This window comes from Methylobacterium sp. J-078, assembly GCF_022829285.1.
Classification (GTDB): Bacteria; Pseudomonadota; Alphaproteobacteria; order Rhizobiales; family Beijerinckiaceae; genus Methylobacterium.
In genome coordinates this window covers 56,458-82,977 of sequence record NZ_JAKSYI010000040.1, presented here as the reverse complement: position 1 = coordinate 82,977, position 26,520 = coordinate 56,458, and the positions used below count along the sequence as shown (strand labels likewise).

At 69.6% G+C, this 26,520-nt stretch carries 26 protein-coding genes and 1 pseudogene; 13 read left to right on the top strand and 14 right to left on the bottom strand.

All coding sequences use genetic code 11. From position 1 onward, the window contains the following. Positions 1-73 precede the first annotated feature (73 nt). From xdhA to xdhC, 3 genes are read left to right on the top strand one after another with little or no spacing between them, the layout of a single operon-like run. A complete protein-coding gene (xdhA, locus tag MKK58_RS04310; RefSeq protein ID WP_243910926.1) occupies positions 74-1,570 on the top strand; it encodes a xanthine dehydrogenase small subunit in 1,497 nt (498 codons plus the stop codon). Then, the gene (gene xdhB, locus MKK58_RS04305) at positions 1,563-3,923 is read left to right on the top strand and encodes a xanthine dehydrogenase molybdopterin binding subunit (protein ID WP_243910925.1); all 2,361 of its coding nucleotides are present in this window, start codon (positions 1,563-1,565) and stop codon (positions 3,921-3,923) included. The genes xdhA and xdhB overlap by 8 nt, the downstream gene beginning before the upstream one ends. Beyond that, positions 3,920-4,753 (top strand): xanthine dehydrogenase accessory protein XdhC, encoded by an 834-nt coding sequence (gene xdhC, locus MKK58_RS04300; protein WP_243910924.1) that lies wholly within the window; start codon positions 3,920-3,922, stop codon positions 4,751-4,753. The genes xdhB and xdhC overlap by 4 nt, the downstream gene beginning before the upstream one ends. A gap of 248 nt (positions 4,754-5,001) precedes the next feature. Here the strand turns inward: xdhC and MKK58_RS04295 are convergent, their stop codons facing one another. From MKK58_RS04295 to uraD, 3 genes are all read right to left on the bottom strand, one after another. Further along, positions 5,002-5,265: a hypothetical protein gene (locus MKK58_RS04295; protein ID WP_243910923.1), complete on the bottom strand. Its 264-nt coding sequence runs from the start codon at positions 5,263-5,265 to the stop codon at positions 5,002-5,004. A 42-nt stretch (positions 5,266-5,307) separates the two neighbouring features. Further along, entirely contained in the window at positions 5,308-5,529 is a 222-nt protein-coding gene (locus tag MKK58_RS04290; protein ID WP_243910922.1) for a hypothetical protein, read from the bottom strand. A 118-nt stretch (positions 5,530-5,647) separates the two neighbouring features. Continuing rightward, positions 5,648-6,529: a 2-oxo-4-hydroxy-4-carboxy-5-ureidoimidazoline decarboxylase gene (gene uraD / locus MKK58_RS04285; protein WP_243910921.1), complete on the bottom strand. Its 882-nt coding sequence runs from the start codon at positions 6,527-6,529 to the stop codon at positions 5,648-5,650. Between the two features lie 224 nt (positions 6,530-6,753). Between uraD and MKK58_RS04280 the strand changes: the two genes are divergently transcribed. Beyond that, positions 6,754-7,149, top strand: coding sequence for a hypothetical protein (locus tag MKK58_RS04280; RefSeq protein ID WP_243910920.1), 396 nt, complete (start codon positions 6,754-6,756; stop codon positions 7,147-7,149). Positions 7,150-7,156: 7 nt separating this feature from the next. Here MKK58_RS04280 and MKK58_RS04275 read toward each other — a convergent pair whose 3' ends face one another. Beyond that, positions 7,157-9,133, bottom strand: coding sequence for an alpha/beta hydrolase domain-containing protein (locus MKK58_RS04275; RefSeq protein ID WP_243910919.1), 1,977 nt, complete (start codon positions 9,131-9,133; stop codon positions 7,157-7,159). 212 nt (positions 9,134-9,345) lie between these two features. Here MKK58_RS04275 and MKK58_RS04270 point away from each other — a divergent pair, with 212 nt between their 5' ends. The 3 genes from MKK58_RS04270 (at position 9,346) to MKK58_RS04260 (ending at position 12,233) form a co-directional block, all read left to right on the top strand. Continuing rightward, entirely contained in the window at positions 9,346-10,701 is a 1,356-nt protein-coding gene (locus MKK58_RS04270) for a nucleobase:cation symporter-2 family protein (protein ID WP_409565184.1), read from the top strand. A 34-nt stretch (positions 10,702-10,735) separates the two neighbouring features. Beyond that, positions 10,736-11,578: a factor-independent urate hydroxylase gene (gene pucL / locus MKK58_RS04265; protein WP_243910918.1), complete on the top strand. Its 843-nt coding sequence runs from the start codon at positions 10,736-10,738 to the stop codon at positions 11,576-11,578. Positions 11,579-11,984: 406 nt separating this feature from the next. Further along, the gene (locus tag MKK58_RS04260) at positions 11,985-12,233 is read left to right on the top strand and encodes a hypothetical protein (protein ID WP_243910917.1); all 249 of its coding nucleotides are present in this window, start codon (positions 11,985-11,987) and stop codon (positions 12,231-12,233) included. Positions 12,234-12,366: 133 nt separating this feature from the next. On the opposite strand, the gene MKK58_RS04255 is transcribed toward MKK58_RS04260, so the two are convergent. The 8 genes from MKK58_RS04255 to MKK58_RS04220 form a co-directional block, all read right to left on the bottom strand. Further along, the gene (locus MKK58_RS04255) at positions 12,367-12,846 is read right to left on the bottom strand and encodes a flavin reductase (protein ID WP_243910936.1); all 480 of its coding nucleotides are present in this window, start codon (positions 12,844-12,846) and stop codon (positions 12,367-12,369) included. Positions 12,847-12,917: 71 nt separating this feature from the next. After that, positions 12,918-13,697 carry a pyrimidine utilization protein D gene (gene rutD, locus MKK58_RS04250; protein ID WP_243910916.1) on the bottom strand — a complete coding sequence of 260 codons (780 nt, stop codon included), beginning with the start codon at positions 13,695-13,697 and terminating at the stop codon, positions 12,918-12,920. Between the two features lie 10 nt (positions 13,698-13,707). Beyond that, positions 13,708-14,097 carry a pyrimidine utilization protein C gene (gene rutC, locus MKK58_RS04245; protein WP_238279692.1) on the bottom strand — a complete coding sequence of 130 codons (390 nt, stop codon included), beginning with the start codon at positions 14,095-14,097 and terminating at the stop codon, positions 13,708-13,710. Positions 14,098-14,202: 105 nt separating this feature from the next. Next, positions 14,203-14,955 carry a pyrimidine utilization protein B gene (gene rutB / locus MKK58_RS04240; RefSeq protein ID WP_243910935.1) on the bottom strand — a complete coding sequence of 251 codons (753 nt, stop codon included), beginning with the start codon at positions 14,953-14,955 and terminating at the stop codon, positions 14,203-14,205. After that, on the bottom strand, positions 14,955-16,055 hold the full coding sequence (gene rutA, locus MKK58_RS04235; RefSeq protein ID WP_243910915.1) for a pyrimidine utilization protein A: 1,101 nt from the start codon (positions 16,053-16,055) through the stop codon (positions 14,955-14,957). The genes rutB and rutA overlap by 1 nt, the downstream gene beginning before the upstream one ends. A gap of 252 nt (positions 16,056-16,307) precedes the next feature. Next, positions 16,308-16,961 (bottom strand): HTH-type transcriptional regulator RutR, encoded by a 654-nt coding sequence (rutR, locus tag MKK58_RS04230; protein WP_243910914.1) that lies wholly within the window; start codon positions 16,959-16,961, stop codon positions 16,308-16,310. 83 nt (positions 16,962-17,044) lie between these two features. Then, positions 17,045-17,194, bottom strand: a complete 150-nt coding sequence (locus MKK58_RS04225) for a hypothetical protein (RefSeq protein ID WP_243910913.1) — start codon at positions 17,192-17,194, stop codon at positions 17,045-17,047. 48 nt (positions 17,195-17,242) lie between these two features. Next, complete coding sequence (locus MKK58_RS04220; protein ID WP_243910912.1) at positions 17,243-17,791, bottom strand: hypothetical protein; 549 nt, start codon at positions 17,789-17,791, stop codon at positions 17,243-17,245. Positions 17,792-18,098: 307 nt separating this feature from the next. On the opposite strand from MKK58_RS04220, the gene MKK58_RS04215 reads away from it, so the two are divergent. From MKK58_RS04215 to ureG, 6 genes are all read left to right on the top strand, one after another. Continuing rightward, positions 18,099-18,719, top strand: a complete 621-nt coding sequence (locus MKK58_RS04215) for an urease subunit gamma (protein ID WP_243910911.1) — start codon at positions 18,099-18,101, stop codon at positions 18,717-18,719. Positions 18,720-18,721: 2 nt separating this feature from the next. Continuing rightward, positions 18,722-19,213, top strand: coding sequence for a hypothetical protein (locus MKK58_RS04210; RefSeq protein ID WP_243910910.1), 492 nt, complete (start codon positions 18,722-18,724; stop codon positions 19,211-19,213). Between the two features lie 45 nt (positions 19,214-19,258). After that, positions 19,259-20,986 (top strand): urease subunit alpha, encoded by a 1,728-nt coding sequence (gene ureC / locus MKK58_RS04205; RefSeq protein WP_243910909.1) that lies wholly within the window; start codon positions 19,259-19,261, stop codon positions 20,984-20,986. A gap of 63 nt (positions 20,987-21,049) precedes the next feature. Then, the gene (locus MKK58_RS04200) at positions 21,050-21,574 is read left to right on the top strand and encodes an urease accessory protein UreE (RefSeq protein WP_243910908.1); all 525 of its coding nucleotides are present in this window, start codon (positions 21,050-21,052) and stop codon (positions 21,572-21,574) included. Further along, the gene (locus tag MKK58_RS04195) at positions 21,507-22,241 is read left to right on the top strand and encodes an urease accessory protein UreF (RefSeq protein ID WP_409565181.1); all 735 of its coding nucleotides are present in this window, start codon (positions 21,507-21,509) and stop codon (positions 22,239-22,241) included. The genes MKK58_RS04200 and MKK58_RS04195 overlap by 68 nt, the downstream gene beginning before the upstream one ends. A gap of 23 nt (positions 22,242-22,264) precedes the next feature. Next, complete coding sequence (ureG, locus tag MKK58_RS04190; RefSeq protein ID WP_243910907.1) at positions 22,265-22,918, top strand: urease accessory protein UreG; 654 nt, start codon at positions 22,265-22,267, stop codon at positions 22,916-22,918. A 1,122-nt stretch (positions 22,919-24,040) separates the two neighbouring features. Here ureG and MKK58_RS27095 read toward each other — a convergent pair. Both MKK58_RS27095 and MKK58_RS04180 read right to left on the bottom strand, forming a co-directional pair. After that, positions 24,041-24,379 (bottom strand): annotated as a pseudogene (locus tag MKK58_RS27095) (transposase); the annotation flags it as partial. A 244-nt stretch (positions 24,380-24,623) separates the two neighbouring features. Beyond that, positions 24,624-26,309, bottom strand: coding sequence for a methyl-accepting chemotaxis protein (locus tag MKK58_RS04180; RefSeq protein WP_243910906.1), 1,686 nt, complete (start codon positions 26,307-26,309; stop codon positions 24,624-24,626). Positions 26,310-26,520: the final 211 nt, after the last annotated feature.

The following is a 26,520-nucleotide window of genomic DNA, read 5'->3' as shown; positions in this document are numbered from 1 at the left end:
CAACTCCTCCCCACAAGGGGGAGGAGGGCCACGTCGCGCGAAGTGGAATCGGCGTTCGAACATGAGAGGCCGCATGAGACACGCCATCCGCTTCCTCCTCGGCCACGAGGCGCGCACCATCGAGGCCTGCGACCCGACCCTGACGGTGCTCGACTGGCTGCGCGGGTCCGAGCGGCTGATCGGCACCAAGGAGGGCTGCAACGAGGGGGATTGCGGCGCCTGCACGGTGGTCGTGGTGCGCCCCGAGGGGGCGCCCGGCGCCGAGCGCCTACGCTACCGCACGGTGGATGCCTGCATCACCTTCCTGGGGCAGCTCGACGGCTGCCAGATCCTGACCGTGGAGCACCTGCGCGGCGCCGATGGGAGCCTGCACCCGGTCCAGCGCCTGATGGTGGAGGAGCACGGCTCGCAATGCGGCTTCTGCACGCCGGGCTTCGTGATGTCGCTGTTCGCGATGACGAAGGATCTTCCCGCGGCGACCGGTGATGTCTGGACCTCGACGAGCCCCATCGACGACGCGCTCGCCGGCAATCTCTGCCGCTGCACCGGCTACGCCCCCATCGTGCGCGCCGCCGAGCGGGCGCTGGCCACACCGGAAGCGGATGCCTTCGATGCCGCCCACGACGACACCCTCGCCCGGCTCCTGGCCTTGCGCGACGACGAGACCGTCGCGGTCTCCGGCCCGAAGGGTCGCTTCTTCGCCCCCGCCACCACCGGCGCCCTCGTCGACCTCGTGGCCGAGCATCCGGGCGCGACGATCGTGGCCGGGGCCACCGACGTCGCCCTCTGGGTGACCAAGGGCCTGCGCGTCCTCGACCCGGTGATCTGGCTCGGGCGCGTCCGCGACCTCGCCACGATCGCGGAAACGCCGCGGGGCCTGCGCATCGGCGCGGGCGTGACCCTGGCGGCGGCTGGCGCGGCCCTGGCCGACCTGCACCCGGATCTCGGCGAACTGTTCCGGCGCCACGGCGCGGCCCAGACCCGCAATGCCGGGACCCTGGGTGGCAACATCGCCAACGGCTCGCCCATCGGCGACGCCGCACCCGCCCTGATCGCGCTCGGCGCCACGCTCCACCTCGCCAGCCGGAACGGCACCCGCGACCTGCCCCTTGAGGATTTCTTCGTGGCCTATGGCCGGCAGGACCGCGCCGCCGACGAGATCGTCACGGGGGTCACGGTCCCGCCCTTGCCGGCGGGGGCGCGGCTGGCGGTCTACAAGGTCTCGAAGCGCTTCGACGAGGACATTTCCGCCGTGCTCGGCGCCTTTCGGCTGACCCTCGACGCCGGCCGCATCCGGGAGGCGCGCATCGCCTACGGGGGCATGGCCGGCACGCCGAAGCGCGCCGCGCAAGGAGAGGCCGCCCTGGTGGGCCAGCCCCTCGACGCCGCCGTCATCCCCGCTTTCAAGGCGGCGCTCGCCCGGGACTTCACCCCGCTCTCCGACATGCGGGCCTCGGCGGCCTATCGCCTCAAGGTCGCCGGCAACCTGATCGAGCGCCTGATCCACGAGGCCGGGCCAGGGGCGCCCGAGACCCGCCTCGCAGCGATCGGAGCGCTGGCCCATGCTTGATCACACGCCCCCTGCCCCGAAGCCGGACGATCGCATCGCGGGCGGCGCCCACACGCCGCGCATCCACGACAGCGCGGCCCGCCACGTCGGCGGCTCGGCGGTCTACATCGACGACGCGGCCGAGCCGGCCGGCCTGCTCCACGTCTGCCTGGGCTTGAGCGAGCGGGCCCATGCCCGCCTCGTCTCGGTGGATCTCGGGCCCGTGCGCGCTGCGCAAGGCGTGGTGGCGGTGTTCACCGCCGCCGACGTGCCGGGCGTCAACGAGATCTCCTCCTCGCACCGGGACGACGAGCCGATGCTGGCCGAGGACACGGTGTCCTATCTCGGTCAGCCGATCTTCGCCGTGGCGGCCCTGACCCGGGATGCGGCGCGGCGCGCCGCCCGCCTCGCCGTCATCGCCTACGAGGACTTGGCCCCCGTCCTGACCTACGGGCAGGCACGGGCGGACGGAAAGCTCGTCTGGCCGCCCATGACCCTGGCGCGGGGCGATGCCGACGCGGTGCTGGCCGAGGCGCCCGGCATCGTGCGCGGCCGCATGGCCATCGGCGGCCAGGAGCACTTCTACCTCGAGGGCCAGATCGCGCTGGCGATCCCGGGGGAGGACGACGAGGTCACGGTCCACACCTCGACGCAGCACCCGTCCGAGGCGCAGGCGCTGGTGGCCAAGGTGCTGGGCACGGTGAATTCCGCGGTGACGGCCGAGGTGCGCCGGATGGGCGGCGGCTTCGGCGGCAAGGAGAGCCAGTCGAACCTGTTCGCCTGCGTCGCCGCCCTGGTCGCCAAGAAGACCGGCCGCGCCGCCAAGATCCGGCCCGACCGGGACGACGACATGGTCATCACCGGCAAGCGCCACGACTTCGAGGTGGACTACCTCGTCGGCCACGACGCGGACGGAAAGATCCTCGCCGTCGACATGCAGCTCGCCGCCCGCTGCGGCTGGGCCGCCGACCTGTCGGGACCCGTCACCGACCGCGCGCTCTTCCACGCCGACAATTGCTACCATTACCCGGCGGTGCACCTGACCTCGCGGCCCTATCGCACCAACACCCAGTCCAACACCGCCTTCCGGGGCTTCGGCGGCCCCCAGGGGATGGTGGCGGCCGAGCGGGTGATCGAGGAGGTGGCCTATGCATGCGGCCTCGACCCGCTGGAGGTGCGCAAGCGCAACTTCTACGGCACCGAGACCGACAACGTCACGCCCTACCACCAGACGATTTCCGACAATTGCATCCGGGACTTGGTGGCGAAACTGGAAGTGGATTGCGACTACGCGGCCCGGCGTGCGGCGCTGCACGCGGCGAATGAAACGAGCCCGGTGATCAAGCGCGGCATCGCGCTGACGCCGGTGAAATTCGGCATCTCCTTCACCTCCACCGCCTACAACCAGGCCGGCGCCCTGGTGCACATCTACAACGACGGCTCGGTTGGCCTGAATCACGGCGGCACCGAGATGGGCCAGGGGCTCTACGTCAAGGTGGCGCAGGTGGTGGCCGAGGAATTCCAGATCGACGCCGACCGCGTCCGCATCACCGCCACCACCACGGGCAAGGTGCCCAACACCTCCGCCACCGCCGCCTCCTCGGGGGCCGACCTCAACGGCATGGCGGCCCGCGCCGCGGCGCAAACCCTGAAGGGCCGCCTCGTCGCCTTCGCGGCGGAGGCCTGGAGTGTTGCGCCCGAGACGGTTCTGTTCCTGCCCAACCGGGTCCGGGTGGGGAACCAGGAGATCGCCTGGGGCGAACTGATCCACAAGGCCTACCTCGCCCGCATCCAGCTCTCCGCCACGGGCTTCTACAAGACGCCCACCATCCACTGGGACCGGGACGCGGGCCGGGGCCATCCGTTCTACTACTTCGCCTACGGCGCGGCCTGCGTGCAGGCGGCTTTGGACACGCTCACCGGCGAGTACCGGATCGAGCGGGCCGACATCCTGCACGATTGCGGCCGCTCCCTGAACCCGGCCGTGGACCGGGGCCAGATCGAGGGCGGCTTCATCCAGGGGCTCGGCTGGCTCACCACCGAGGAATTGTGGTGGGACGGCATGGGGCGTTTGCGCACCCACGCCCCCTCCACCTACAAGATTCCGGCCTGCGGCGACCGCCCGCGCATCTTCAACGTGGCGCTCTACGAGAACGAGAACCGCGAGGAGACGATCTACCGCTCCAAGGCGGTGGGCGAGCCGCCGCTGATGCTTGGCATCGCCGGCCTGCATGCGCTGTCGGACGCGGTGGCGAGTGTGGCCGGCCACCGGCACTGCCCTCGCCTCGACGCGCCGGCCACCCCGGAGCGCGTCCTCGACGCCGTCGACCGGATGCGGGCGCTCGCAGACCATGCGCCTTCCGCGCAGCCGTGAAGCGCGATCCGGCCGAGGCGCTGTCGGAAGTGCTGGCCGCCGCCCTCGCGGCGGGCGAGCCGGCCGCCCTCGTCACCCTCTCGGAGGCGCGGGGCTCGACGCCGCGGGAGGCCGGTGCTGCCATGCTGGTGATGCCGGAGCGGGTCGCCGGCACCATCGGGGGCGGTACCTGCGAGTGGGCCGGCATCGCGCGCGCCCGGGAACTCCTGGCGGCGGGCGAGGCCGAGGCTTGCCTGCGCATGCCGCTCGGGCCCGAGACCGGGCAGTGCTGCGGCGGGCACGTGACCCTGGCGATCCACCGGGCCGATGCCCGCACCCTCGCGGCCCTGCGCGCCCGGGAGGCCGAGAGCGCGGCGCAGGCGCCCCTGGTGATGATCTACGGTGCCGGCCATGTCGGGCGCGCCCTGGCGCTCGCCCTCGACCCGCTGCCGTTCCGCACCCGGATCGTCGACGAGCGGCCCGAGGAGATCGCGCGGGTCTTGGGCATCCGCGTCCTGCGTGAGGTCGGCTCGGCGCGCGCGGCGGCGGAGACCGCACCTCCGGGGGCCGCGCACGTGGTGCTGACGCACAGCCATGCCCTCGACAGCCTGATCTGCGCCGGCCTGCTGGAGGCCGGCACCTTCGCGTATCTCGGCCTCATCGGCTCGGCCACGAAGCGGGCGACGTTCCTCTCGGCCTTCCGGGAGATGGGCCTCGACGAGGCGGTGCTGGCCCGCCTCGTCTGCCCGATCGGAGGCCGCCAAATCGGGGGCCGCCAGTTGCGCGACAAGCGCCCCGCGATCATCGCCGCCCTGGTGGCCGCCGAACTGATCGCGGTCTTCGCCGGCTGATCCGGGTTCTGCTCGATGACTTCGGTCGGCCGCCACGTGCTCCCTCTCCTGGAAGGAGAGGGTTGGGGAGAGGTGTGTGACCTTTCCGGATGAGGCACGCCCCTCACCCCAACCCTCTCCCACACGGGAGAGGGGGCCCGTTCCGACCGAGCCGACCAAAGCGATCAACTAGCAACGATGTGAGGGAGAACGGCGCGCGCGGACACGCTTCGATGGGTCAGCCTCCTCGCGGTCCGGTCCGTGCCGGGTCAGGGGCGCGGCGGCGGCGGCGTCACCGGCGCCTCGGGCGGGGGCACCGGCACGCCTTCCGCCGGGATGCCGCCGGCCGCGGGGGGCACCGGGATCGCGTCGCCGCTGCGAATCGCTTCCGCCTCGTTGCGGGCGCCGGCCCGGCCCTCGGTGCCGCCCGGCGCGGTGGCGCCCTCCATGCCGGCCGGTGCTCCGACGCTCTGCGCGAGGGCCGGGCCGGCCAAACCGAGGGACAGGGCGAGGAGAATCGTCAGGCGGGTCATGCGTCGGGGCTCCTGGAACAGCGAGGGACGGGAGGGCTGGGATCAGCGGCGGCGGCGGTGGATCATCCGGTGGCGGGCCTTGTGCTTGTGCCGCAGGGCCGCGCGTCCGCGCAGGCCGCCCGGGGCGGTGACGCGCGGCTGGCCGGCGGGCGCGATCAGGCTGCCCTGGGCCCTGGGGGCCGGCGTGAGGGCGAACAGCCCGGCCGTGAGAAGGGCGGCGGCGAGGGCGCGCCCTGCGAGGCGGCTGGCCGGAAACCGATGCATCGAATCCTGTCCTCTCCCAGGCCGGAGCCCGGATCGTCGCTCAAAACGTCGCTCAATCCGCACGCAAAGAACGTGCCGGATCAGCCTGAAATCACAGGGCTTTGACCGGGGGTGCCCCTCAGCTTCCGCGATAGGTCTGGTAGCTCCAGGGGCTCGCCACCAGGGGCACATGGTAATGCCCCTCCGGATCGGCGACGCCGAAGCGCAGGCTCACGATGTCGAGGAAGGGCGGTTCGGGCAGCCCCGGATGCGTGGCCCGGAAATGGTCGCCGATCCGGAAGCGCAACTCGTAGGGCGCGATGGGCACCGGGCGGCCGCCGATCAGGGGCGCGTCCGTGCGCCCGTCCGCGTTGGTCTCCGCCCGGGCGATCAGGACGGTCTCGGTGTCCGAGACCCATTCGTGGAGTTCCACCCGGACCCCCGGTGCCGGCCGCCCCGCCGTCGTGTCGAGGACGTGGGTCGAGATCCGTCCCGTGGTGCGGGGCATTCCGGCCCCCTCGACCAGGGCGCAGAGGCGGATCGCGGCGATGCGGAAGACCTCGTCCTGGGCGGTGGCGCGCTCGGTCTCCGGGTTGGAGGCGAGGCGGGCCGCGAAGGCGCGCAGCAGCGAGGCGCGGCCGTGGCGGCGGACGCAGAGGATGAACGGAAACCCGAACCTGTCCGTGTAGGCCGCGTTCAGGGCCGCGAAGCGGGCGTATTCCGCCTCCGACAGCCGGTCGAGGCCGGCCGAGGCCTGCTCGGCGATGGAATCGGGGGCGATCGCCCCGGCGCGGGCCGCGCGGCCTGCGAGTTCGGGGTGGTTGGTCAGGAGGGCGCGGCGCTCGGCCTCCGGGGCGGCCTCCACCGCCCCCCGCATGGCGGCGAGCAGGCCCTCGACGGTGGCGAAGGGACGCTGCGCGGCCGCCGCCTCGGCGACCCAGGGCGCGTGCTCGAACACCGCGCCGAGGGCGGCGACGAAATCGCCGCGGGAGGCCCGGTTCAGCTCGTCGAGACTCGGCATGGGGCAATCCTGGACACGGGCCGGAGCGGGACGGCCTTCGCGAGGCGCTTAGCAGGCAACGGGCCATGTCGGGCCCGGCCAGGCTCGCCAGACACGCCGAAATGTGGTCTTGCCCGCGATCCCGCCCCGTCGGTCGACGCGTTCGCTCCCGGGGCTTCGATGCTTGCGCCGTCGCGGGTTTCCATCGCAAACCGGCGGCGTCCGCGAAATCCGCTGAAGGCGCCATGATCCGCAAGACGCATCTCCCGCCCGACGCCACGCTGATCCAGGTCGCGGGCGAACTCGCCGAGCCGGAAGCGTACCTGCGCCGGCTGCTCGGCAACATGCGCTTCTGCCAGAAGCGGCACGGCGACGCCCTGGTGCGCATCGGCGTCACGGGCAAGGCGGGGGCCAAGGGGAGCGCGAAGGGGCGCAGCCCCTCCTACCGGATCGATTACCACGCCGACGGGGTCGTCACCGTGTTCAACGGCTTCGGCGGCACCTCGCACAGTGCCTTCACCGAAACCAACGTCCGCGAGACGAACTGGAGCCGCGGCCACGCCACGATCCAGGAGGTCCAGCGCCTCTACGACGACCTGCGCAAGGACGAACTGCACAAGGACGCCCCGCGCGAGCCGTGATCCTGAGTCAGGGCCGCTCCTCGGCCGCGCGGGCCGCCGCCACGAGGCGCTCGGCATCCTCCCGCAGGAGCAGGCGCTCGGCCACGAGCCCGTCCGCCGCGCGCGCGACGGCCGCCGCGTGGTCGCCCCTGGCCGGGTAGCGCTCCGCCAGGGAGGGGCGCGGGTCGCCCTTCGCTTCGCGCTCGGCCCGGGTCTCGGCCAGGGGCAGCCGGCTGCCCTCCCGGTCGCAGAGCTCGCCCGCCGGGAAGGGCTCGGCGTAGAGGTTCCAGCCCGTCAGGGTCGCGCGCGGGGCGGCGACGTCCGGCAGGCGGATACCCGCGACCTCGTTTCCGTCGCCGTCGACCTGCGGCACCAGGGGCCGGTATTGCGGGCCGCTCTCCGGATGCGGGTCGAGGGCGTCCGAGAAGCGCGCGATGGCGTTGGGCGCGTCGGGCAGGCGCAGGCCCGGCAGGTAGGGAAAGCCCAGCTCGGCGGCCGCCACCAGCGTCCCGTCCGCCAGGCGCGGCACGCGGCTCGGCGGCGGCGCGGTGCCGTGCGCGACCCACTCCTCCAGGGCGACGAGGAGCGCGCGCAGGGCCGGGGCCGGGCTTAGGACGTTGCGCGGATGCAGGCACGGCCCCCGCGTCGAGGTCAGGCCGGCGCGCCCGTAATGGAAGCCGCCGGCGACGAGGTAGGCCCGGGCGGTCTCGGGCAGGGCCACGTCGGCCCGGCCGAGGGGATCGGTGGTCAGGAGCGAGGCGCCCTTCTGCCAGTATTCCGTGCTGGTGTTGACCTCCATCAGCAGCGGGTCGAACCCGTCCCCGCGCAGGAGCGCGCCGGTCCGGCCCGTGACGGGGTCGTGCTGGGCGGCGGCCGAGAACGGGAAGGCGTTCTCGGGGTAGAGGTGGTCCTCGTGCTGGGTGTTGGTGCGCGAGGGCTGGCCGAAGCGGGCGTTGAGGTAGACGCCGCCGATGCCGGAGATGTGCAGCAGCATCCCGTCGAAGACGCGGGCCCCCGCCTCGTCCTGGTTGAAGCCCTGGTGGACGAAGTCGCGCAGGAAGCGCCCGCTCTGGGAGATGCCCAGGGCCACCGCGTGGCGGATCACCCCGCCCGCCGGGTTGCCGGCGGAGGCCGGACCGCGCAGGGCCGCCACCACGTCGCGGGTGGCGGAAAAGCCGATGCCGAGCACCTTCGGGTTCGCCGCCGGATAGGTGAGCGTGTAGAGTGTGCCGGGCTCCGGCTTCACGCTGGCGGGCAGGAGGCGTAGTTCCCCCGGCCCCGCGAAGGTCCAGGCGCCGTCCGGAACGGTGCGGGGGGTGTCGGCCTCCCGGCGGCGCACCGTGAGGCGGGCCCCCGTCTTGTCGGAGCCATGCGCCTTGAAGGTGAGGAAGAACGGCGCCTCGGTTGGGCCCCGGGTGGCGCTGACGAGTTCGTCGCGTACGGTCTCGACGATGGGCGCCCCGTTCCGCGTCGCCACCGGCACGTCGATGGCCATGCCGCCCTGCTGGCGCAGGGCCTCCGCTTCCCAGCCCGACCAGACCACGGTGTCGCCCCGGCGCAGGACGAGGGTGGTGCCCGCATCCCCGGCGCTCTTCGGATCGTTCACCGCCTGGGCGGCCTGCGCGGGCGCGTCGAGGACCCAGTTGAACAGGAACTTGCGGCCGCGATTGACGACCTCGTAGAGCAGCGTGCCGCTGGCCCGGGCGGGGTCCTTCGGCCGCAGCAGGAAGACGTCGGTGCGGTATTCGACGCGGCCGGCGGCGTTGCGGGGCGCGAGCGCGATGTCGACGATGCCGGCGTTGCGCGGGTCGGCCGGATCGAGTTCGCCCCGCGCCACGCCGACGACGCGCTCGTAGGCGCCGGCCTCGCCGAAGCTCATGCCGTCGGCGAAGGGCTCAACGGACTGAATTTCGAAGGCGGTGACCCGTGCCCATGCGGGTGGCGCGGCGATCCCCACGAATAGGGCGCCCGATAGGACGCCCGAGAGGGCGGAGACCTTGCGCATGTGCGTGTCCTCGGTGCCGTCAGCGTCTCGTTCCGCGCTGTTGGGCGGATCTTACACGTGGGGCGGCCCCGGTCGAGCACGCGGCGCGGGCCCGGGGCTGGCACGTGGCTTGCGCACCGACCGTCCACAGGAGCCGTCACGGCTCGCAGACGAGGGATCGACGCGTGGCCCACGGCTCCTCCCATCCCACGGCGGCCGCGCCGGCCGCCCAAATTCCACCGGTCGCCCAGATTTCACCGGTCACCAAGGTTCCGCCGGTGGCGCTGGGTCTCCTCGGGCTCCAGCACGTGCTGGTCATGTATGCGGGCGCCGTGGCGGTGCCGCTCATCGTCGGGCGCGCCCTCGGGCTGCCGCCCGAGCAGGTGGCGATGCTGGTCAGCGCCGACCTGTTCGCCTGCGGCCTCGCCACCCTGATCCAGAGCTGGGGCCTGCCCGGCATCGGCATCCGCATGCCGGTGATGATGGGGGTGACCTTCGCGGCGGTGACGCCGATGATCGCCATGGGCACCAACCCGGCCCTCGGGCTCACGGGCATCTACGGCGCGGTCATCGTGGCCGGGCTGTTCGCCCTCTTCGCCGCGCCCCTGGTGGGCCGGCTTCTGCCGCTGTTCCCGCCCGTCGTCACCGGCACGGTGATCCTCGTCATCGGCATCTCGCTGATGCGGGTCGGGGTGAACTGGGCCGCGGGCGGCCTCGGCAACCCGCGCTACGGGGCCCTGCTCTACCTCGGCATCGCGCTGTTCGTCCTCCTGGTGATCCTGGCGCTGACCCGCTACACGCGCGGCTTCGTCGCCTCGGCCTCGGTGCTGATCGGGATCGTCGCCGGCATGGTCGTGGCGGGCCTTCTCGGCCTCGTCGACCTGTCGCGGGTGGCCTCGGCCCCGTGGTTCGACGTGGTGCGCCCCTTCGCCTTCGGCGTGCCGAAGTTCGACCTCGTGGCCAGCCTCACCCTCTGCCTCGTCATGGTGGTGGTGATGATCGAATCCACCGGCATGTTCCTGGCGCTCGCCGAGATCACAGGCGAGACGGTGGACGAGCCCCGCCTGGTCCGCGGCCTGCGGGCGGACGGCCTCGGCACCGTGCTGGGCGGCGTGTTCAACACCTTTCCGTACACCTCGTTCTCGCAGAACATCGGTCTCGTCGGCGTCACCGGCGTGCGCTCGCGCTGGGTCACGGTGGTGGGCGGCGTCGTGATGCTGGTCCTCGGCCTCATCCCGAAGCTCGCCGCCCTGGTGGAGGCCGTGCCGCCCTGCGTGCTCGGCGGCGCGGGCCTCGTCATGTTCGGCATGGTCGCGGCCACGGGTGCCCGCATCCTCGGCGCGGTGGATTTTTCCGGCAACCGCAACAACCTGTTCATCGTCGCCGTCTCGGTGGGCTTCGGGCTGATCCCCCTGGTCGCGCCGAACTTCTTCAAGCAGATGCCCGACGCCCTGCATCCCCTGCTCGAATCCGGCATCCTGCTCGCCGCCCTGTCGGCGCTGGCCCTGAACCTGTTCTTCAACGGTCTGGGCAGCCAGGCCGGCGCCCGCGCCGAGGCGGCCCGCCTCGCCCACGCCGCCGAGGCGTGAGCCGCCCCGGTCTCCCCACGAGAGGACACGCATCATGCCATTGACGAGGGCGCGCTACGGCAAGGGCCGCGTACGGGTGCTCCGCCTCGCGCGGGACGGTGACCGGCACGCCGTGCGCGAACTGACCCTGACGGTGCTGCTGGACGGCGATTTCGCGGCGGCCTGGACGTCCGGCGACAACCGCCGGGTGATCGCCACCGACAGCATCAAGAACATCGTCAACGTCACCGCCGCCCGGTACGTGGAGGCCGAGACCGAGGAATTCGTAGGCCATGTCGCGGCCCTGTTCCTGGAGCGCTACCCCCAGGTTGCCGCCGTCACCGTCGAGGCCCTGGAGACCCGCTGGCTGCGCCGGACGGTGAACGGAGAGCCGCACGCCCACACCTTCACCCTCGACGGCAACGGCCAGCCCTTCGTCCGGCTGGAGGCGGACCGGGACGGCGCGGTGCTGCGATCGGGCCTGCGCGGCTATACCCTGATGAAGACCACGCAATCGGGCTGGGTCGACTTCGTCGAGGATGAATTCCGCACCCTGCCCGACACCCAGGACCGCATCTGCGCCACCAGCATGGACGTGACCTGGACCTGGACGGCGCCCCCCGCCGACCCGGTGGCGGCGAACGCGGCGGTGCTCGATACCCTGATCACGGTCTTCGCCACCACCTACAGCGCCGGCGTGCAGGACAGCATGTACCGGATGGGCGAGGCGGTGCTCGCCGCCCGGCCCGACATCGCCGAGATCGAGTTCGCGATGCCGAACAAGCACTACATCCCGATGAACCTTTCCCCCTTCGGCATCGACCACGGCGGCCGGATCTTCCTGCCCACCGACGAGCCGCACGGGCAGATCGAGGCCACCATCGCCCGCGCCGGCTGAGCGATCCGATCCCCGCCGCGCGGGCGCGGTCATCGGGCCCGGCGATTCGCGCCGGTCGGTGCTGTTCGCACGGGCCGGCGTTTTCGCGTGGAATCCGCCTCCGCCGGGCAAGCACGACCCTCGGGGCGTGCCGATGCGCACGCGTCGGTCGAGGATCATGCCAAGTCGAACGCGCCGCTGCAAAAATTGTGAGCGCTCGCTTAAGAAACTGAAAAACAACAATCTTTCGACGCGCGAGATGCGCGGCCTCTCGGCCCGGGTCGAATTTCTCAAAATCTGCCCATCTTGCGTGCACGTTTCGCAAGCATGTCCTGTTGTTTTACGCAGCAAAGGTGCTCATTTTTCAGGAACTCGAACGCTGCCTCTCGCGTCATCGCGACAGCCGTTCAGATCCAGGACTTGAGCCATGACCCACCCCCGCCTCACCGCAGCCCTCGCCATCGCCCTCGGCCTCTCCGCCTCGGGTGCCTTCGCCCAGAGCTACAACGCCCCCGCGGGCATCCCCGCCGCCGTGGCGCCGGGCGGCCTCGAAGGCCAGGCCGCCGGCCGCAACCTGTACGAGCTTCGCAATCGCGGCCAGTTCCTCGTGCCGCAGGACGCGCGCGGCGAGATCACCACGGGTTCGGTCCGCGCCCGCCGCAGCGACCGCTTCTGAGCGAGGACCCCGCCGGCAGGCCCGGTTGAGGCCACCGGCGCCCATCCGGGCAAGTCGCGACGAAGAAGGCCGGCGCTCCATCGGAAGCGCCGGCCTTCTTCATGTTCGACCTGACCTTCGTCTCCGGCGGCCCTCAGGCCGCGGCCTCCCGCGGCGCAGCGCGCGCAAGCGGCACGGCGTGATAGCCCCGCTCCGCGTAGACGAGGGCATGCCCGTCGCCCGGCGCGGAGAGGCCCACCACCGCGCAGTAGAGCACGTCGTGCGTGCCCACCGGGTGGCGGCCGACGATCCGGCAGTCGAAGGCAGTGAGCGCGCCCTCGAGCACCGGCGCGCCCGTGACGTTCCGGGTCCAGGTGGCCGCCGCGAAGCGGGTCTCCATGGGCGTGCGCCCCCCGAAGGCCGCGGCGATGCCGGACTGGTCGGCCGCCAGGGTGTTGACGCAGAGGACGTCGCTGGCGCTCACCGCCGCGTAGGCCGACGAGGTGCGGTTGATGCAGACGAGGAGCGTCGGCGGCCCGTCGCTGACGCTGCAGACCGCCGAGGCGGTGAAGCCGGCCCGGCCGCCCGGCCCGTCGGTGGTGACGAGATGGACGGCGCTTGCGACCCGGGCCATCGCGCCGCGGAAGGCGCCACCCTCCACGTGCGGGGCCGAGGCTGCGCTCGGATCGGTCTGGCTCACGGTGGTCACTCCTGGGAATCGAGGAACGCCACGAGCGTCCGGTTGAAGGCCTCGGCGCGGGTCACGCTGTGGGCGTGGCCGCCGCTCGGAACCCGGTCGAGGCGGGCATTGGGCAGGCCCCGCGCCAGCACCTCCGAACACAGATAGGGCACCAGCACGTCGTCGTCCGCCGCCATCAGCAGCGTCTCGTGCGGAATGCCGGCGAGATCCGCCGTCAGGTCGAAGGCCTCCAGCGCCGCGATGCGCGCCAGCACCGTGTCGCGCCCAGGGAAATGCGCCAGGGCGTGCGCCTCGTCCTCGGTCACGCGGTCCGCGTTCTCGGACAGCCACGGCGCGGGATAGAGGAAGATCGCTTGCGCCCGCACATAGGCCTCGGCACTCACATCCAGCAGCACCTTGCGCGCGGAAAAGCAGCGCTTCGTCGCCGCGTCAGCCCGTGCCCAACCGTTGATCACGACGAGGCGGCCGACGCGCTCGGGATGGGTGCGGGCGAGTTCGAGCCCGATCAGCCCGCCCAGGGCGTGCCCGACGATGTCGCAGCGGGCCGCGCCGCAGGCCTCCATCACCGCGAGGGCGTCGCGCGCCATCGCGGCGATGTCGTGGCCCGGCTCCAGGGGACCGGCCGAGCGCCCGGTGCCGCGATGGTCGTAGGTGACGACGCGGAAGCGCTCGGTGAGCGCCGCCATCTGCGGCGCGAAGTAGGCCGCCGATCCGCCGAGACCCGGCGAGAGCAGGATCGTGCGATCGCCGGACCCCTGCACGGCGTGGTGGAGCGGGCGCGCCATCTGCGACGCCTCAGGGCCGGCCGACATGGGCGACCGAGGCGATCTCCACCAGGGCGTCGGGCTTCACGAGGCCGCACTGGATGCAGTAGCGCGCCGGCTTCTCGCCGGGGAAGTACTCCGCATAGACGCCGTTGATGGCACTGTAATCGGCCCAGTCCTTGAGGAAGATGTGGTTGAAGGTGACGTCGTCCATGGTGCCGCCGGCGGCGGTGACCACGCCCTTGATCGTCTCCAGCACGTGGCGGGTCTGGGCGGCGGCGTCGCCCACATGGACGACGTTCGCTTGCCCGTCGAGGGGCAGCGTGCCGGAGACGTAGAGCACGCCGTCCGCGAGGGTGCCGGGCACGTAGGGCGCCAGCGGCTTGCCGGTGCCGGGGGGGATGATCACGGTCTTGGGCATGTCTTCTCCGTGCTCCTGGAAAGTGGGCTTGGTGGTTTCGTGGCGGCGCGCATCCCGCTTGCGGGGCCAGCGGGGTGCGTCCCCCGTGAGAGGCCGGGGCCCGACCTACTCCGCGGCTTCCGTGCGGGCGCCGTCCGCCCCGAGGGCCGCCTCGAAGGCGGCGACGTCCGAGACCCAGCCGAAGAAGGTCTCGATGTTGGCAAGCGCTCCCGCCTGCAGCGCCGGCGGGCCGGCCTGGTGGGTGGCGTCGGCCAGCACGATGCCGAAATATTCGAGGAAGAAGCCGTCGCGCAGGGTCGATTCCACGCAGACGTTGGTGGCGATGCCGGTGAACACCAGGGTGCGGATGCCGGCCGCCCGCAGCAGGCTGTCGAGCTGGGTGTTGTAGAAGCCGCTGTAGCGCGGCTTGCCCAGCACGATGTCGCCCGGCTCCGGCTTGAGGGCGTCGACCAACGCGTAGTCCCAGGTGCCCCGGGCGAGGAGGCGCTCGTTCATGCCGGGCCGGGCCCGCATGGTCTTGAGGGCGTTGGATTTGTGCCAGTTCGGCGAGCCCGGGCCCCCGGCCTCGACGTAGTCCGGGTCCCAGCCGTTCTGGAACCAGACGATCCGGATTCCGGCCGCCCGGGCCGCCCGCACCGCCCGGGCGATCTGCGCCACCACCGGCCCCGTGCCGGAGACGTCGAAACCGGCGAGATCGAGGTAGCCCCCCTTCGTGGTGTAGGCGTTCTGCATGTCGACGACGATGAGCGCGGTGGCGGATGCGTCGAAGGCGATGGGCTCGGGCCGGGCCGCCAGGGTGAGGCCGCCCTGGCGGCCCGCCGCGTCGGTGTAGCCGGCGGGTTTGGCGATGGGCTCCATCACGCCACCTTCGCCATCGGCTCGGAGCCCACCGCGATGTGCGCGCGGCTCGTCATCAGGGGCTGGATGCGGGTGCCGTAGGCGTCGAGGCCCTTGAGGAAGTCGTCGAACACGAGGAGCACGCCCTCGGTGCCCGGCACCGTCGCCACCGCGTCGAGCATGCGCGCCACCTCGGCGTAGGAGCCCACCAGCGTGCCCATGTTGATGTTCACGGCCGAGGTCGGGTCGGCCATCTGGCGCACGTTGGTGTCGGCCCCCGACTTGGTGTCGGCGGCCCCCTGGACCCCGAGCCAGGCGATGGCCTCCTGGTCGGCGCCGGCCTTGTAGTGCTCCCAGGTGGCCCGCGCCGCCTCGTCGGTCTCGTCGGCGATGATCATGAAGAGCACGTAGGAGGAGACGTCGCGGCCCGTCGCGGCCTTGGCTGCCTCCAGGCGCTCCACCGTGGGGGCGAAGGCCGTGGGGGTGTTGACGCCCTTGCCGAAGCAGAAATTGTAGTCGGCGTACTTCGCCGTGAAGTCCATGCCGGCGCTGGACTGGCCGGCGCAGATGATCTTCATGTCCGCCTGCGGGCGCGGGCTGAGGCGGCAATCCTCCATCTGGAAGAATTCGCCCTTGCGGTCGCAGACGCCCGTCTCCCACAGGTCGCGCAGCACCTGCGCGTATTCCGAGAGGTACTCGTACCGGCGGGAGAAGTACTCGTCCCCGGGCCACAGGCCCATCTGGGAGTATTCCGGCCGCTGCCAGCCGGTGACGAGGTTGAGGCCGAAGCGCCCGTTCGAGATCGAGTCGATGGTGGCGGCCATACGCGCCGTGATGGCGGGGGGCATGCACAGGGTCGCGGCCGTGGCGAACAGCTTGATCCGGCTTGTGACGGCGGCCAACCCCGCCATCAGCGTGAAGGATTCGAGGTTGTGGTCCCAGAACTCGGTCTTGCCGCCGAAGCCCCGCAGCTTGATCATCGAGAGGGCGAAGTCGAGGCCGTAGCCCTCGGCCTTGAGCACCACCTGCTTGTTCAGCTCGAAGCTCGGCTTGTATTGCGGCGCATTCTCCGAGAGGAGCCAGCCGTTGTTTCCGATCGGGATGAAGACGCCGACATTCATGGCAACCTCGCGCGCGGGATCGAAACCTGGACAAAGGCAGGTTCCGGGCCGGATGGACCGGCCTCGGACGGGCCGAACCGCCCTGACCTCCAAGAGTGGAAAGCATTCGGACCAAATGGTCAAACTATGAGTTCGGAATTTTGACAGTTTGCACAAACTCTCTCCGGTTTGCCCGTCCGTTGGGCGCCCGCTGCCCGGACCGGCGGCGGACGATCGGGTCCCGGCGCAGTCCGGCCCAGGCGCTATTCACCCTCAGCGCAGGCCGAGGCCGGCCAGGATCAGCCCCTGCGTGCTGGCGACGGTGCGCTCGAAGAAGTCCGGATCGTCGAGGCCGCATCCGCTGACGGCGTCCACCTGCACGGCGAAATCCGCGTAATGCTGGGTGATGGCCCAGATCGAGAAGATGAGGTGATGGGGATCGTGGGGGCCGATCCGGCCTTCCGCGCTCCAGCCCCGGATGATCGCGGCCTTGGCCTCGACGAGGGCCCGCAGGGGGCCTTCGAGTTCCGGGCGCAGCAGCGGCGCGCCCTGGACGATCTCGAGGCAGAACAGCCGCGAGGCCTGGGGGGCGTCGCGCGACAGGGTGAGCTTGGCGCGGATGTAGCCCCGGAAGGCTTCGGCCGGCTCGCTGTCGGCGTCGAGGGACTGGAGCGGATCGAGCCAGACCGCGAGCACCCGGCGCAGGACCGCGACGTAGAGCTCCTCCTTGGAGGGGAAGTAGTAGAGCAGGTTGGTCTTCGAGAGCCCTGCCCGCTCCGCGATCCCCTCGACGCTGGCCCCGTGCAGCCCAAGGCTCGAGAAGACCGCGAGCCCCGCATCGAGGATGGCTTCCCGGCGCGCTTCCCCGTCCTTGCGGCGGCGGCGGGCGGGCGGGGCATCGGCGGCGTCCGTGCGGATCTCTCTCATGGAGCCCATTGAACCGTCGAACGGCGCCCCTTGGCCACCCCTCGCCCCGACAATGGCGGTGCATCGTCCTGCGCGGTCGCGCGTCAGGCCGCCGGGTGGTGCCGGATGCAGGGCTCGGCGATGTCGATGCGCCGCGCCACCCAGACGCGGTCGTGGGCGGCGATGTCGTCGACGAAGCGGACCAGGACGCCGATCCGTCCCGGCCGGCCGACTAGGCGGCAACGCAGACCCATCAACATCATCTTGGGCGCCTCGGCGCCCTGCCCGTCACTCGGATATCGTCACGAATAGATCGCCGGAAGTGAATCCCGAAGGAATTCGAGGCTCAGGAGCGTGCCGTCGTGGACTTCATAGGGCGCAGGTCCGGATCGAGTTGCGAAGGCCTTCGCGATGATGGCGTTGGGAACGACGATGTCTGGAGCAACCAGTCCGTCTCGGATGACGGCCAAGCACGCCTGGCGCTCCTTCTCGAAGTCGCCATCCAGACCGATGCGATCTCCGATGAAGCCTATGCTCTCGCTCCGCTCGCAGAGATCCTTCAGGAGTGCGACGACATCGGGGTCATGAATCTTTGCCCAGAAGGAGTCTTTCTTTCCTTGCAGGTATTCTGATCCTTGAAGCCAGAAAAACAACCACCCTGCGGTCGCGCGGTCCATCGTCGGTTGTTGGATGAGCCATAGTAGGAAATCGTGTTTGTCGCCGCGATAAGCAAGGGCCGCTATCGCTGCTTCGTGCCAGATCGCGGGATCATTCCGCGATTTTACCCATTCGACATCTGCCGCATCCGACATTTCCAATTCTGTCGGCAAGCTCTTGGAATCGGGCATCATCACAATCCTCGGCGCGGCTGTTCGTACAACAAGAACGAGCGCATGATTGTCCTTGGCAGCCTGTGATTGAAAAATCCTTTATCGCCTCGGCTGTTCTTCGACCTCGCGTCGTATTGAGTGCCGTGACCGGCAAGTTCGGAACCTCCCGCCACAAGCTGGCCCCGCGCCGTGAGGGGGCTCGGATGACGGAGCGTGTCCCGCTTGCAAAAGGGGCATCGCCGCTTGCATGCGTTGCGCGCACGGTCCTTGCCTTGAGGGCCGGCGTGTTCAAGTCTCCACTCGTTCGTTCAACACCCGAGGTTCCCCCGTGCTCCTGACCCCACGCGAAAAGGACAAGCTCCTCCTCGCCATGGCCGCGCAGGTGGCCCGCAACCGCCTCGCCCGCGGGGTGAAGCTGAACTACCCGGAGGCGGTGGCGCTGATCAGCGACTTCGTGGTCGAGGGGGCGCGGGACGGGCGCTCGGTCTCGGAGCTGATGCAGGCGGGCGGGCACGTGCTCACCGCCGAGCAATGCATGGACGGCATCCCCGAGATGATCCACGACATCCAGGTCGAGGCGACGTTTCCCGACGGCACCAAGCTCGTCACCGTGCACCACCCGATCCGGGGCGCGGCCTCGGCGGAGGTGCCCGGCACCGTGACCACGCTGCCCGGCGAGATCGTCTTCAACGAAGGCGCGCTCCGCACCCTGCTGAGCGTGTCCAACGTCGGCGACCGCCCGATCCAGGTCGGCTCGCACTACCACTTCTACGAGGTCAATCCCGGCCTGACCTTCGAGCGCGAGAAGGCCCGCGGCCAGCGCCTCGACATCGCCCCCGGCACGGCGGTGCGCTTCGAGCCCGGCGTGACCCGCGAGGTGGTGCTGGTGCCCCTCGGCGGAGGCCGCACCGTGTACGGCTTCCGCGGCGACGTGATGGGAACTTTGTAATTATGGCAATAAAAATTCCAGTATTCCTATCGGCGCCTACTTCTCTAAGTTCCGAACAAAGAAAATCTTACGACCTTGTGGTTGAATTTCTTAAGGAAGAAAATCTGGAAGGCAGAGCCCTGGGACGTACCGATTTTCCAGACACAAATCCTTTGTCAGAAGTATTGTACATTGCGAGATCGTGCTTTGGTGGAATAATTCTTGGTTTCCAGCAGGCTTGGATCATAAACGGATTTTACAAAGTAAATACTCCTCAAAAATCCTCGGCTAATCAAACGTTGCACCCTACTCCTTGGAATCATCTTGAGGCGGGTATCCTGTTTGCTTTGGGTAAGCCGCTCTTGATTTTGCGAGAAGAGGGTGTGGTTGGAGGATTGTTTGATACAGGATCATCAGATTCCTTTCTGATAAAACTGAGTGCAGATAATTCGGAGGGCATTCGAGAGGGAATTAGATCTTGGTCATCTAGGGTAAGAACTCACTACAGATCTTAGCATTTTTCGTTCAAAGTCTTTCGATCGCTTTTTCTGGACTAAGTGATGGCCAACATGCCCCCCCGCGCCGCCCTCCCCCGGGCCGCCTATGCCGACATGTTCGGCCCCACCACCGGCGACCGCATCCGGCTCGCCGACACGTCCCTCGTCATCGAGGTGGAGCGCGACCACACCACCTACGGCGAGGAGGTGAAGTTCGGCGGCGGCAAGGTCATCCGCGATGGGATGGGCCAGTCCCAGGTCACCAACCAGGACGGCGCGGTCGACACCGTCATCACCAACGCGGTGGTCCTCGACCATTGGGGCGTGGTGAAGTGCGACGTCGGCCTCGTGAAGGGCCGGATCGCCAAACTCGGCAAGGCCGGCAACCCGGACATCCAGCCGGGCGTCGACATCGTGGTCGGGCCCGGCACGGAAGTGATCGCGGGCGAGGGCAAGATCCTCACGGCCGGCGGGTTCGACAGTCACATCCACTACATCTGCCCGCAGCAGATCGACGAGGCCCTGTGCTCGGGCATCACCACCATGCTGGGCGGCGGCACCGGGCCGGCGCACGGCACCTTCGCCACCACCTGCACCCCCGGGCCCTGGCATCTGGCCCGGATGATCGAGGCGGCGGAAGCGTTCCCCATGAACCTCGCCTTTGCGGGCAAGGGCAACGCCGCGCGGCCCGAGAGCCTCGTGGAGATGATCCGGGCCGGCGCCTGTGCCCTCAAGTTGCACGAGGATTGGGGCACCACTCCGGCCGCCATCGACACTTGCCTGACGGTGGCCGACCTCCACGACGTGCAGGTGATGATCCACTCCGACACCCTCAACGAATCCGGCTTCGTCGAGGACACGATCAAGGCCTTCGCGGGCCGCACCATCCACGCCTTCCACACCGAGGGGGCGGGCGGCGGCCACGCGCCGGACATCATCAAGGTGGCGGGGTTGTCCAACGTCCTTCCGTCGTCGACCAACCCGACGCGGCCCTACACGAAGAACACCATCGACGAGCATCTCGACATGCTGATGGTGTGCCACCACCTCGACCCGGCGATTCCCGAGGACCTCGCCTTCGCCGAGAGCCGCATCCGCCGCGAGACCATCGCGGCCGAGGACATCCTGCACGACATCGGCGCCCTCTCGATGATGTCCTCGGACAGCCAGGCCATGGGCCGGGTCGGCGAGGTCATCATCCGCACGTGGCAGACGGCCGACAAGATGAAGCGCCAGCGCGGGGCGCTGCCCGGCGACGCCTCGGGCAACGACAACCTGCGCGCCCGCCGCTACATAGCGAAATACACCATCAACCCGGCGATCGCGCACGGCGTCTCGGCCCATATCGGCTCGGTCGAGCCGGGCAAGCTCGCCGACCTCGTGCTGTGGACGCCGGCCTTCTTCGGGGTGAAGCCCGACCTCGTGATCAAGGGCGGCGCCATCGCCACCGCGCCCATGGGCGACCCCAACGCCTCGATCCCGACGCCCCAGCCGGTGCATTACCGCCCGATGTTCGGGTCTTTCGGCCGGGTGCCCTTCGCCACCGCCCTCACCTTCGTCTCGAAGGCCGCCATCGAGGACGGGCTCGGCGAGCGCCTCGGGCTTCAGAAGCGCCTCGTCGCCGTCGAGAACGTGCGCGGCGGCATCTCGAAGAAGAGCATGATCCTCAACGACGCCACGCCCGACATCGAGGTCGACCCCGAGACCTACGACGTCCGCGCCGACGGCGAACTCCTCGTCTGCGAGCCCGCCGACGTCCTGCCGATGGCGCAGCGGTATTTTCTGTTCTGAGGTCGGCTTGCGTTGCGTCCACGCTCAGCGGCACGAGGCTGAGCGCCAACCGGTTTTTCGTTCATGATCCGCGCCACCCACGTCCTGCGCCGCGACGCCCTCGCCGGCGAGATCGTCGACCGCATCGTCCTCGACCACGGCGACCGGCACCGCCGGCGCATGGCGATGCGCGCCGCGGGCGGGCTGGCGTTCCTCCTCGACCTGCCCGAGCCGACCGTGCTCGACGACGGCGACGCCCTGGTGCTGCAGGATGGGCGGCTGATCTGGGTCGAGGCCGCGCCGGAGCGGCTGTTGGCGATCCGCGCGCCCGACAACCACGCCCTCAAGCGGCTGATCTGGCACATCGGCAACCGGCACATCCCGGCCGAGATCGGGCCGGACGCGGTCTACATCGCCTTCGACCACGTGCTCGCCGAGATGGTGCGGGGTCTCGGCGGCAGCGCCGAGGCGGTGGAGCGCCCGTTCCGCCCCGAGGGCGGCGCCTATGCGGGCGAGGCCGCCGGCCACCACCATCACGGCCATGCCCACCACGACCATGCGCACCCCCACGACGGCCATCACCACGCGCATCCGCACGCCCATGATTGAGGCCCTGCGCCTGATGGCGTGGCTGTCGCCGGGCTATCCGGTGGGCGCCTATGCCTACTCGCACGGGCTCGAGGCGGCGGTGGATTCCGGCGAGGTCGGTGACGAAGCTTCCCTGACGGAATGGCTCGCCGACGTGCTCGCGTACGGCTCGGGCCGCAACGACCTGATCCTCCTGGCCCACGCCCACGCGGCGGCGCGCGCCGGGGATGCGCGGGCGCTGGTCGACCTCAACGACCTCGCCCTGGCCCTGGCCCCCTCGCGCGAACTGCACCTGGAGACGAGCCAGCAGGGAAGCAGCTTCCTCGACGCCACGACGGCGGCTTGGGGGGCGCCCGGCCTCGCCCACCTCGCGACCGCCCTCGACGGCGCGGTGGCCTACCCGGTGGCCGTCGGCCTCGCGGCCGGCGCGCACCGCATGGCGCTCCCCCCGGTGCTCGCCGGCTTCGGCCTCGCCTTCCTGCAGAACCTCGTCTCGGCGGCCCTGCGCTGCGCGCCCATCGGCCAGAGCGCGGGCACCCGGATCATTGCCGCCCTGACGCCGCGGGTGACGGCGCTCTCCGCCACGATCCCGGCGCTCAGCCTCGACGATCTCGGCAGCGCCACCCTGAACCTCGACCTCGGCTCGTTCCGGCACGAGACCCAGTATTCCCGCATCTTCCGCTCCTGAGGCCCCCTCTTGAGGACCCCGCCATGATCTCCGCCAACGGCCCCTCCCCCAACGGCCCGCTCCGCGTCGGCATCGGCGGTCCCGTCGGCTCCGGCAAGACCGCCCTGATGGAGCAACTCTGCAAGCGCTTCCGCGATGCCTACGAGATCTGCGCGATCACAAACGACATCTACACCAAGGAGGATGCGCGCCTCCTCACCGTGGCGGGTGCCCTGCCGGAGGAGCGGATCATGGGCGTCGAGACGGGGGGGTGCCCGCATACGGCAATCCGCGAGGACGCCTCGATCAACCTCGCGGCGGTGGCCGAGATGCGTCGGCGCTTCCCCAAGCTCGACCTCATCCTGATCGAATCCGGCGGCGACAACCTCGCCGCGACCTTCTCGCCGGAACTCGCCGACATCACCCTCTACGTCATCGACGTGGCGGGGGGCGAGAAGATCCCCCGCAAGGGGGGGCCGGGCATCACCCGCTCGGACCTCCTCATCGTCAACAAGACCGACCTCGCGCCGCTCGTCGGCGCCGATCTCGGCATCATGGAATCCGACACCAAGCGCATGCGCGGCGCCCGGCCCTACGTGTTCGCGTCGCTCCGCGACGGCCACGGGGCGGATGCCATCGCGCGCTTCGTGGTCGAGGCCGGGGGGCTCGGCCAGGGGTCTGAGCGTTCAGGGGCCTGAAGGCGCCGCCAGCCGCCGAGCTCGAGACGACGAAGGGCCCGGATCGCGCCGGGCCCTTTTCCCTCTCGACAGTGGCGTCTGTGATTGGGCTTCCGCCGTCTAGGGGCCATGCCATCGCGCTTGCCGAAAGGTCCGCGCATGTAGAAAGTATGGCTTCCGATTCCACGTTTATGTGTAGACCAAAATTTATAGTATATCGAAATCTTGTCAGCGGAGTTGGCGTGATTAGATTCAGGAATCCAGTGCTTTGGACGGCAACAATTATAGCGAGCTTTGTTGTTTCGATAATATCCCTGTCCGTTATTGGTTATTTTTTACCGCTCAGCGCATCGAATGCCCTAAACAGACCACCAAAGGGAGCCCATGAGCTCGGGTTTTGGTTGCTGTTCGTTCTGTCTTTACCATTCTGGCTAATAGGTTTCTGGCTAACAACTCTGTCCATTGTGGCGAATCGGCAAGGTCACCGAGTTTTTCGCCGCATGATTTGGTTATTGGCAGCCGCCTTCACGCTCCTTGCGATGGCTGCTGGAAAGAACGTCTTTGGGTTCGGTGACGTGTTTAGTCCTGCCTAACATGCGCGGGTTGCGGAGCCTGTCTCGTATTCGGTGCCGAGCAAATCGGGAAAGTCTCTCAGCGTTATGGCTCGAATTTCATTGCGATGGAAGAAAATTATCCTCGCATTCATTCTTGTGTTATCAGGTATATTTGCTGCGAATAATCTATATTTTTATTTATTGAATTTAATCAATAATCACATAAGTAGATGCCATGATGAGTCCGCCCCTGAGTATATCTGGGAGAAGGATCGGCGACTGCGTGAATGCGGTGAGAAAGATTAGCAAGGTCGAGCGTTTGCATTCCCCGATCGCAAAGGCGCACTCGGCGGTCGGGTCGTCGTACGTCATTATCTCGTACCCACGGGGCTCTTGGCGTCTGTCCGTGGTCGGCACGGTGGCCGCCACAGGATCGCGTTCCGATGAGAGGCGAGCCTATATGCGACAGCGGACTTGGCCCAAGGGCCAGCACACCCGTCATTCCGGCTTCACCTCCCGCCCGTCCCCGTGAGGACGACACTTCGAGGCCAGGCGCGCCCGACCTCGATCCCTGCAAACCGTGAAATGCCTACGCAGCGACGGCCGCAGCCTCGTCTGCGCTGAAGCGGAAGGTCGTGCCATTCACCCACATCCGATTCATCACCACCGCCATGTTGCGGGCCAGCGCCACGGTCGCGCGCTCGTTGCCCTGCCGCTGTGCCACTTTCGTCGCCGACGCCTTCAGCCCGGACCAGATCTTGACCCGGTGCGCCATGACGTGTGCCGCCTCGAACAGCGCGGCGCGCGCCTCGGTGTCGCCGGTCATGATGATCCTCCCGTTCCGGTCCACCTCCCCGGACTGATGCTTGCGCGGCACCAAACCGAGTATCGCCCCAACCGGGCGCGACTTGGCGAACCGAGCCATGTCGCTGGCGCTGCCGGTTCACTTGCGACCTTGGCCTCTCGGGGGATCTTGCTCCCCTCCTCGACGAGGCACACCGAGATCTCTGACAGCGAGCGAGACATCCAGGCCGGCCTAGTCGCGCATGACCCTGCTCCCGGATGATCGGTCGGGGCGTCCTGCCGGCAGACCGGGCTACACCATCAAGCAGTTTGCGACGTTCCGCGACACGGGGAAGTCTGGCGAAGGCCCGATTACTCAATCTGTGCCCTCAGGCAGCGCGCACGGTGGCGAGGAAGCGCTGGACCTCGGCGCTGAGGTGCTCGGACTGGCGCGACAGCTCGGAGGCGGCGCCCAGCACCTGGGCGGCGGCCGCCCCCGTCTCCTCGGCCGCGCCCGCCACGCCCGCGATGTTGCTCGTGACCGCCCCCGTGCCCATGGCCGCCTGGGCCACGTTGCGCACGATCTCCTGGGTGGCGGCGCCCTGCTCCTCGACGGCCGCCGAGATCGAGGTGGCGACACCGCTGATCTCCTGGATGCGCGCCGCGATCCCGCCGATCGCCTGCACCGCCTGGGTCGTCGAGCCCTGGATCTGGGCGATGTGGCCGCCGATCTCCTCGGTGGCCCGCGCCGTCTGGTTGGCGAGTTCCTTGACCTCGGCGGCGACCACCGCGAAGCCCCGGCCGGCCTCCCCGGCGCGCGCCGCCTCGATGGTGGCGTTGAGCGCCAGGAGGTTGGTCTGGCCGGCGATGCTCGTGATCATCGTCACCACGTCGCCGATGCGGGCCACCGCCGTGTTGAGGTTCTGCACGAAGGTGGCGGTCTGGGCGGCCTCGGCGACGGCGGCCTGCGCCATGGCGGCGGAGCTGCCGACTTGGCGGCCGATCTCGAGCACCGAGGAGCCGAGCTCCTCGGCCGCCGCCGCCACGGTGTTGACGTTCGAGGCGGCCTCCTCGGCCGCCGCCGCGACGCTGGTGGACTGGTTGGCGGTCTGGGTGGCGGTGCCGGCCATGCTCTGGGCGGTGGCCTGCAGCTCGGTGGCCGAACTCGTCACCATGGTGATGATGCCGCCCACCGCGCCCTCGAAGCTGTCGGCCATGGCCCGCGTGGCCGCCTTGCGCTGCGCCTCCGCGCCCGCCCGGGCCAGCACCGTCTCCTCTTCCAGTTTGCGGGTCTGGATCATGTTGTCCCGGAACACGCTCACGGCGGCGGCCATGTCGCCGATCTCGTCGCGGCGGGTGCGGGACGGGATGTCCACGGCGGTGTCGCCGCCGGCGAGCCGGCCCATGGTGCGGGTCATGCGCTCGATCGGACGCGCGACGCCGAACAGGCTGAAGAGCATCGCGCCGATGGCGGCCGCCAGCGAGATCGCCATCGCGATCCAGGCGGTGAGCATGGCCGAGCCGGCGCTGGCCGTGCTGAGGGCGGTGCTGCGCTGGGCCCCGTCCCGGTTGAAGTCGACCGCCCGCTGCAGGGCCCGGATAGCGCCGTTGTTCAGGTCGGCCATCTCGGCGCTGGTGGTGAGCGCCAGGGCGTCGGCCTTCCGGCCCGCTTTCATGAGGCCGATGACGGTCTGCTGACCCTCGATGTAGCGCGCCCACAGGGGCGTGAAGCTGTCGTAGAGCGCCTTCTCCTCGGCGGAGCTGATCAGCGGCTCGTAGGTCCGGCGCATACCGTCGAGGGCGTCGAGGGACTTCTTCAGGCCCGCCTCGTTCTCCGCCAGCGCCTGCGGCGTCTCGGAGGCGACGACGAAGCGGTACAGCTTCACCCGCACGTCGCGCGTCGCCGTGCTGATCGTGTTCACGACGTTGACGGAGGGAAGCCAGTTCGTCGCGACCTCGGTCACCTCGCGCTCGATCGCCCTGAGCTTCACGAGGCTGACCACGCCCTGCCCCGCCGCTGCGACGCTGAGCAGGGTTATCGAACCGATCAGGATGGATTTCAGAGAGACGCGCATCGTTGTGGGACCGTCCGGATATGCATTCCGACCGGAGGAAACAACGTCATGCTTAAAATGTCGTTATCGGACTGGCTCGAATCGTGATGACGACTGGCTTGCTCTGTTTCCGACAGTCGATGCCGCCGGACCGATTACGTACCTTGCGACGCGTTCGACGATGACCGGGGATCGCAATACGGATCTGGAACGTGGGGTTACACGAGCCGAC

Coding starts and splice junctions, on each gene's coding strand:
- xdhA (WP_243910926.1), top strand. CDS start 74: ATGAGACACGCCATCCGCTTCCTCCTCGGCCACGAGGCGCGCACCATC.
- xdhB (WP_243910925.1), top strand. CDS start 1,563: ATGCTTGATCACACGCCCCCTGCCCCGAAGCCGGACGATCGCATCGCG.
- MKK58_RS04295 (WP_243910923.1), bottom strand. CDS start 5,265: ATGACCCGCCTGACGATTCTCCTCGCCCTGTCCCTCGGTTTGGCCGGC.
- MKK58_RS04290 (WP_243910922.1), bottom strand. CDS start 5,529: ATGCATCGGTTTCCGGCCAGCCGCCTCGCAGGGCGCGCCCTCGCCGCC.
- uraD (WP_243910921.1), bottom strand. CDS start 6,529: ATGCCGAGTCTCGACGAGCTGAACCGGGCCTCCCGCGGCGATTTCGTC.
- MKK58_RS04280 (WP_243910920.1), top strand. CDS start 6,754: ATGATCCGCAAGACGCATCTCCCGCCCGACGCCACGCTGATCCAGGTC.
- MKK58_RS04275 (WP_243910919.1), bottom strand. CDS start 9,133: ATGCGCAAGGTCTCCGCCCTCTCGGGCGTCCTATCGGGCGCCCTATTC.
- pucL (WP_243910918.1), top strand. CDS start 10,736: ATGCCATTGACGAGGGCGCGCTACGGCAAGGGCCGCGTACGGGTGCTC.
- MKK58_RS04260 (WP_243910917.1), top strand. CDS start 11,985: ATGACCCACCCCCGCCTCACCGCAGCCCTCGCCATCGCCCTCGGCCTC.
- MKK58_RS04255 (WP_243910936.1), bottom strand. CDS start 12,846: ATGGCCCGGGTCGCAAGCGCCGTCCATCTCGTCACCACCGACGGGCCG.
- rutD (WP_243910916.1), bottom strand. CDS start 13,697: ATGGCGCGCCCGCTCCACCACGCCGTGCAGGGGTCCGGCGATCGCACG.
- rutC (WP_238279692.1), bottom strand. CDS start 14,097: ATGCCCAAGACCGTGATCATCCCCCCCGGCACCGGCAAGCCGCTGGCG.
- rutB (WP_243910935.1), bottom strand. CDS start 14,955: ATGGAGCCCATCGCCAAACCCGCCGGCTACACCGACGCGGCGGGCCGC.
- rutA (WP_243910915.1), bottom strand. CDS start 16,055: ATGAATGTCGGCGTCTTCATCCCGATCGGAAACAACGGCTGGCTCCTC.
- rutR (WP_243910914.1), bottom strand. CDS start 16,961: ATGAGAGAGATCCGCACGGACGCCGCCGATGCCCCGCCCGCCCGCCGC.
- MKK58_RS04225 (WP_243910913.1), bottom strand. CDS start 17,194: ATGGGTCTGCGTTGCCGCCTAGTCGGCCGGCCGGGACGGATCGGCGTC.
- MKK58_RS04220 (WP_243910912.1), bottom strand. CDS start 17,791: ATGATGCCCGATTCCAAGAGCTTGCCGACAGAATTGGAAATGTCGGAT.
- MKK58_RS04210 (WP_243910910.1), top strand. CDS start 18,722: ATGGCAATAAAAATTCCAGTATTCCTATCGGCGCCTACTTCTCTAAGT.
- ureC (WP_243910909.1), top strand. CDS start 19,259: ATGGCCAACATGCCCCCCCGCGCCGCCCTCCCCCGGGCCGCCTATGCC.
- MKK58_RS04200 (WP_243910908.1), top strand. CDS start 21,050: ATGATCCGCGCCACCCACGTCCTGCGCCGCGACGCCCTCGCCGGCGAG.
- MKK58_RS04195 (WP_409565181.1), top strand. CDS start 21,507: ATGCCCACCACGACCATGCGCACCCCCACGACGGCCATCACCACGCGC.
- ureG (WP_243910907.1), top strand. CDS start 22,265: ATGATCTCCGCCAACGGCCCCTCCCCCAACGGCCCGCTCCGCGTCGGC.
- MKK58_RS04180 (WP_243910906.1), bottom strand. CDS start 26,309: ATGCGCGTCTCTCTGAAATCCATCCTGATCGGTTCGATAACCCTGCTC.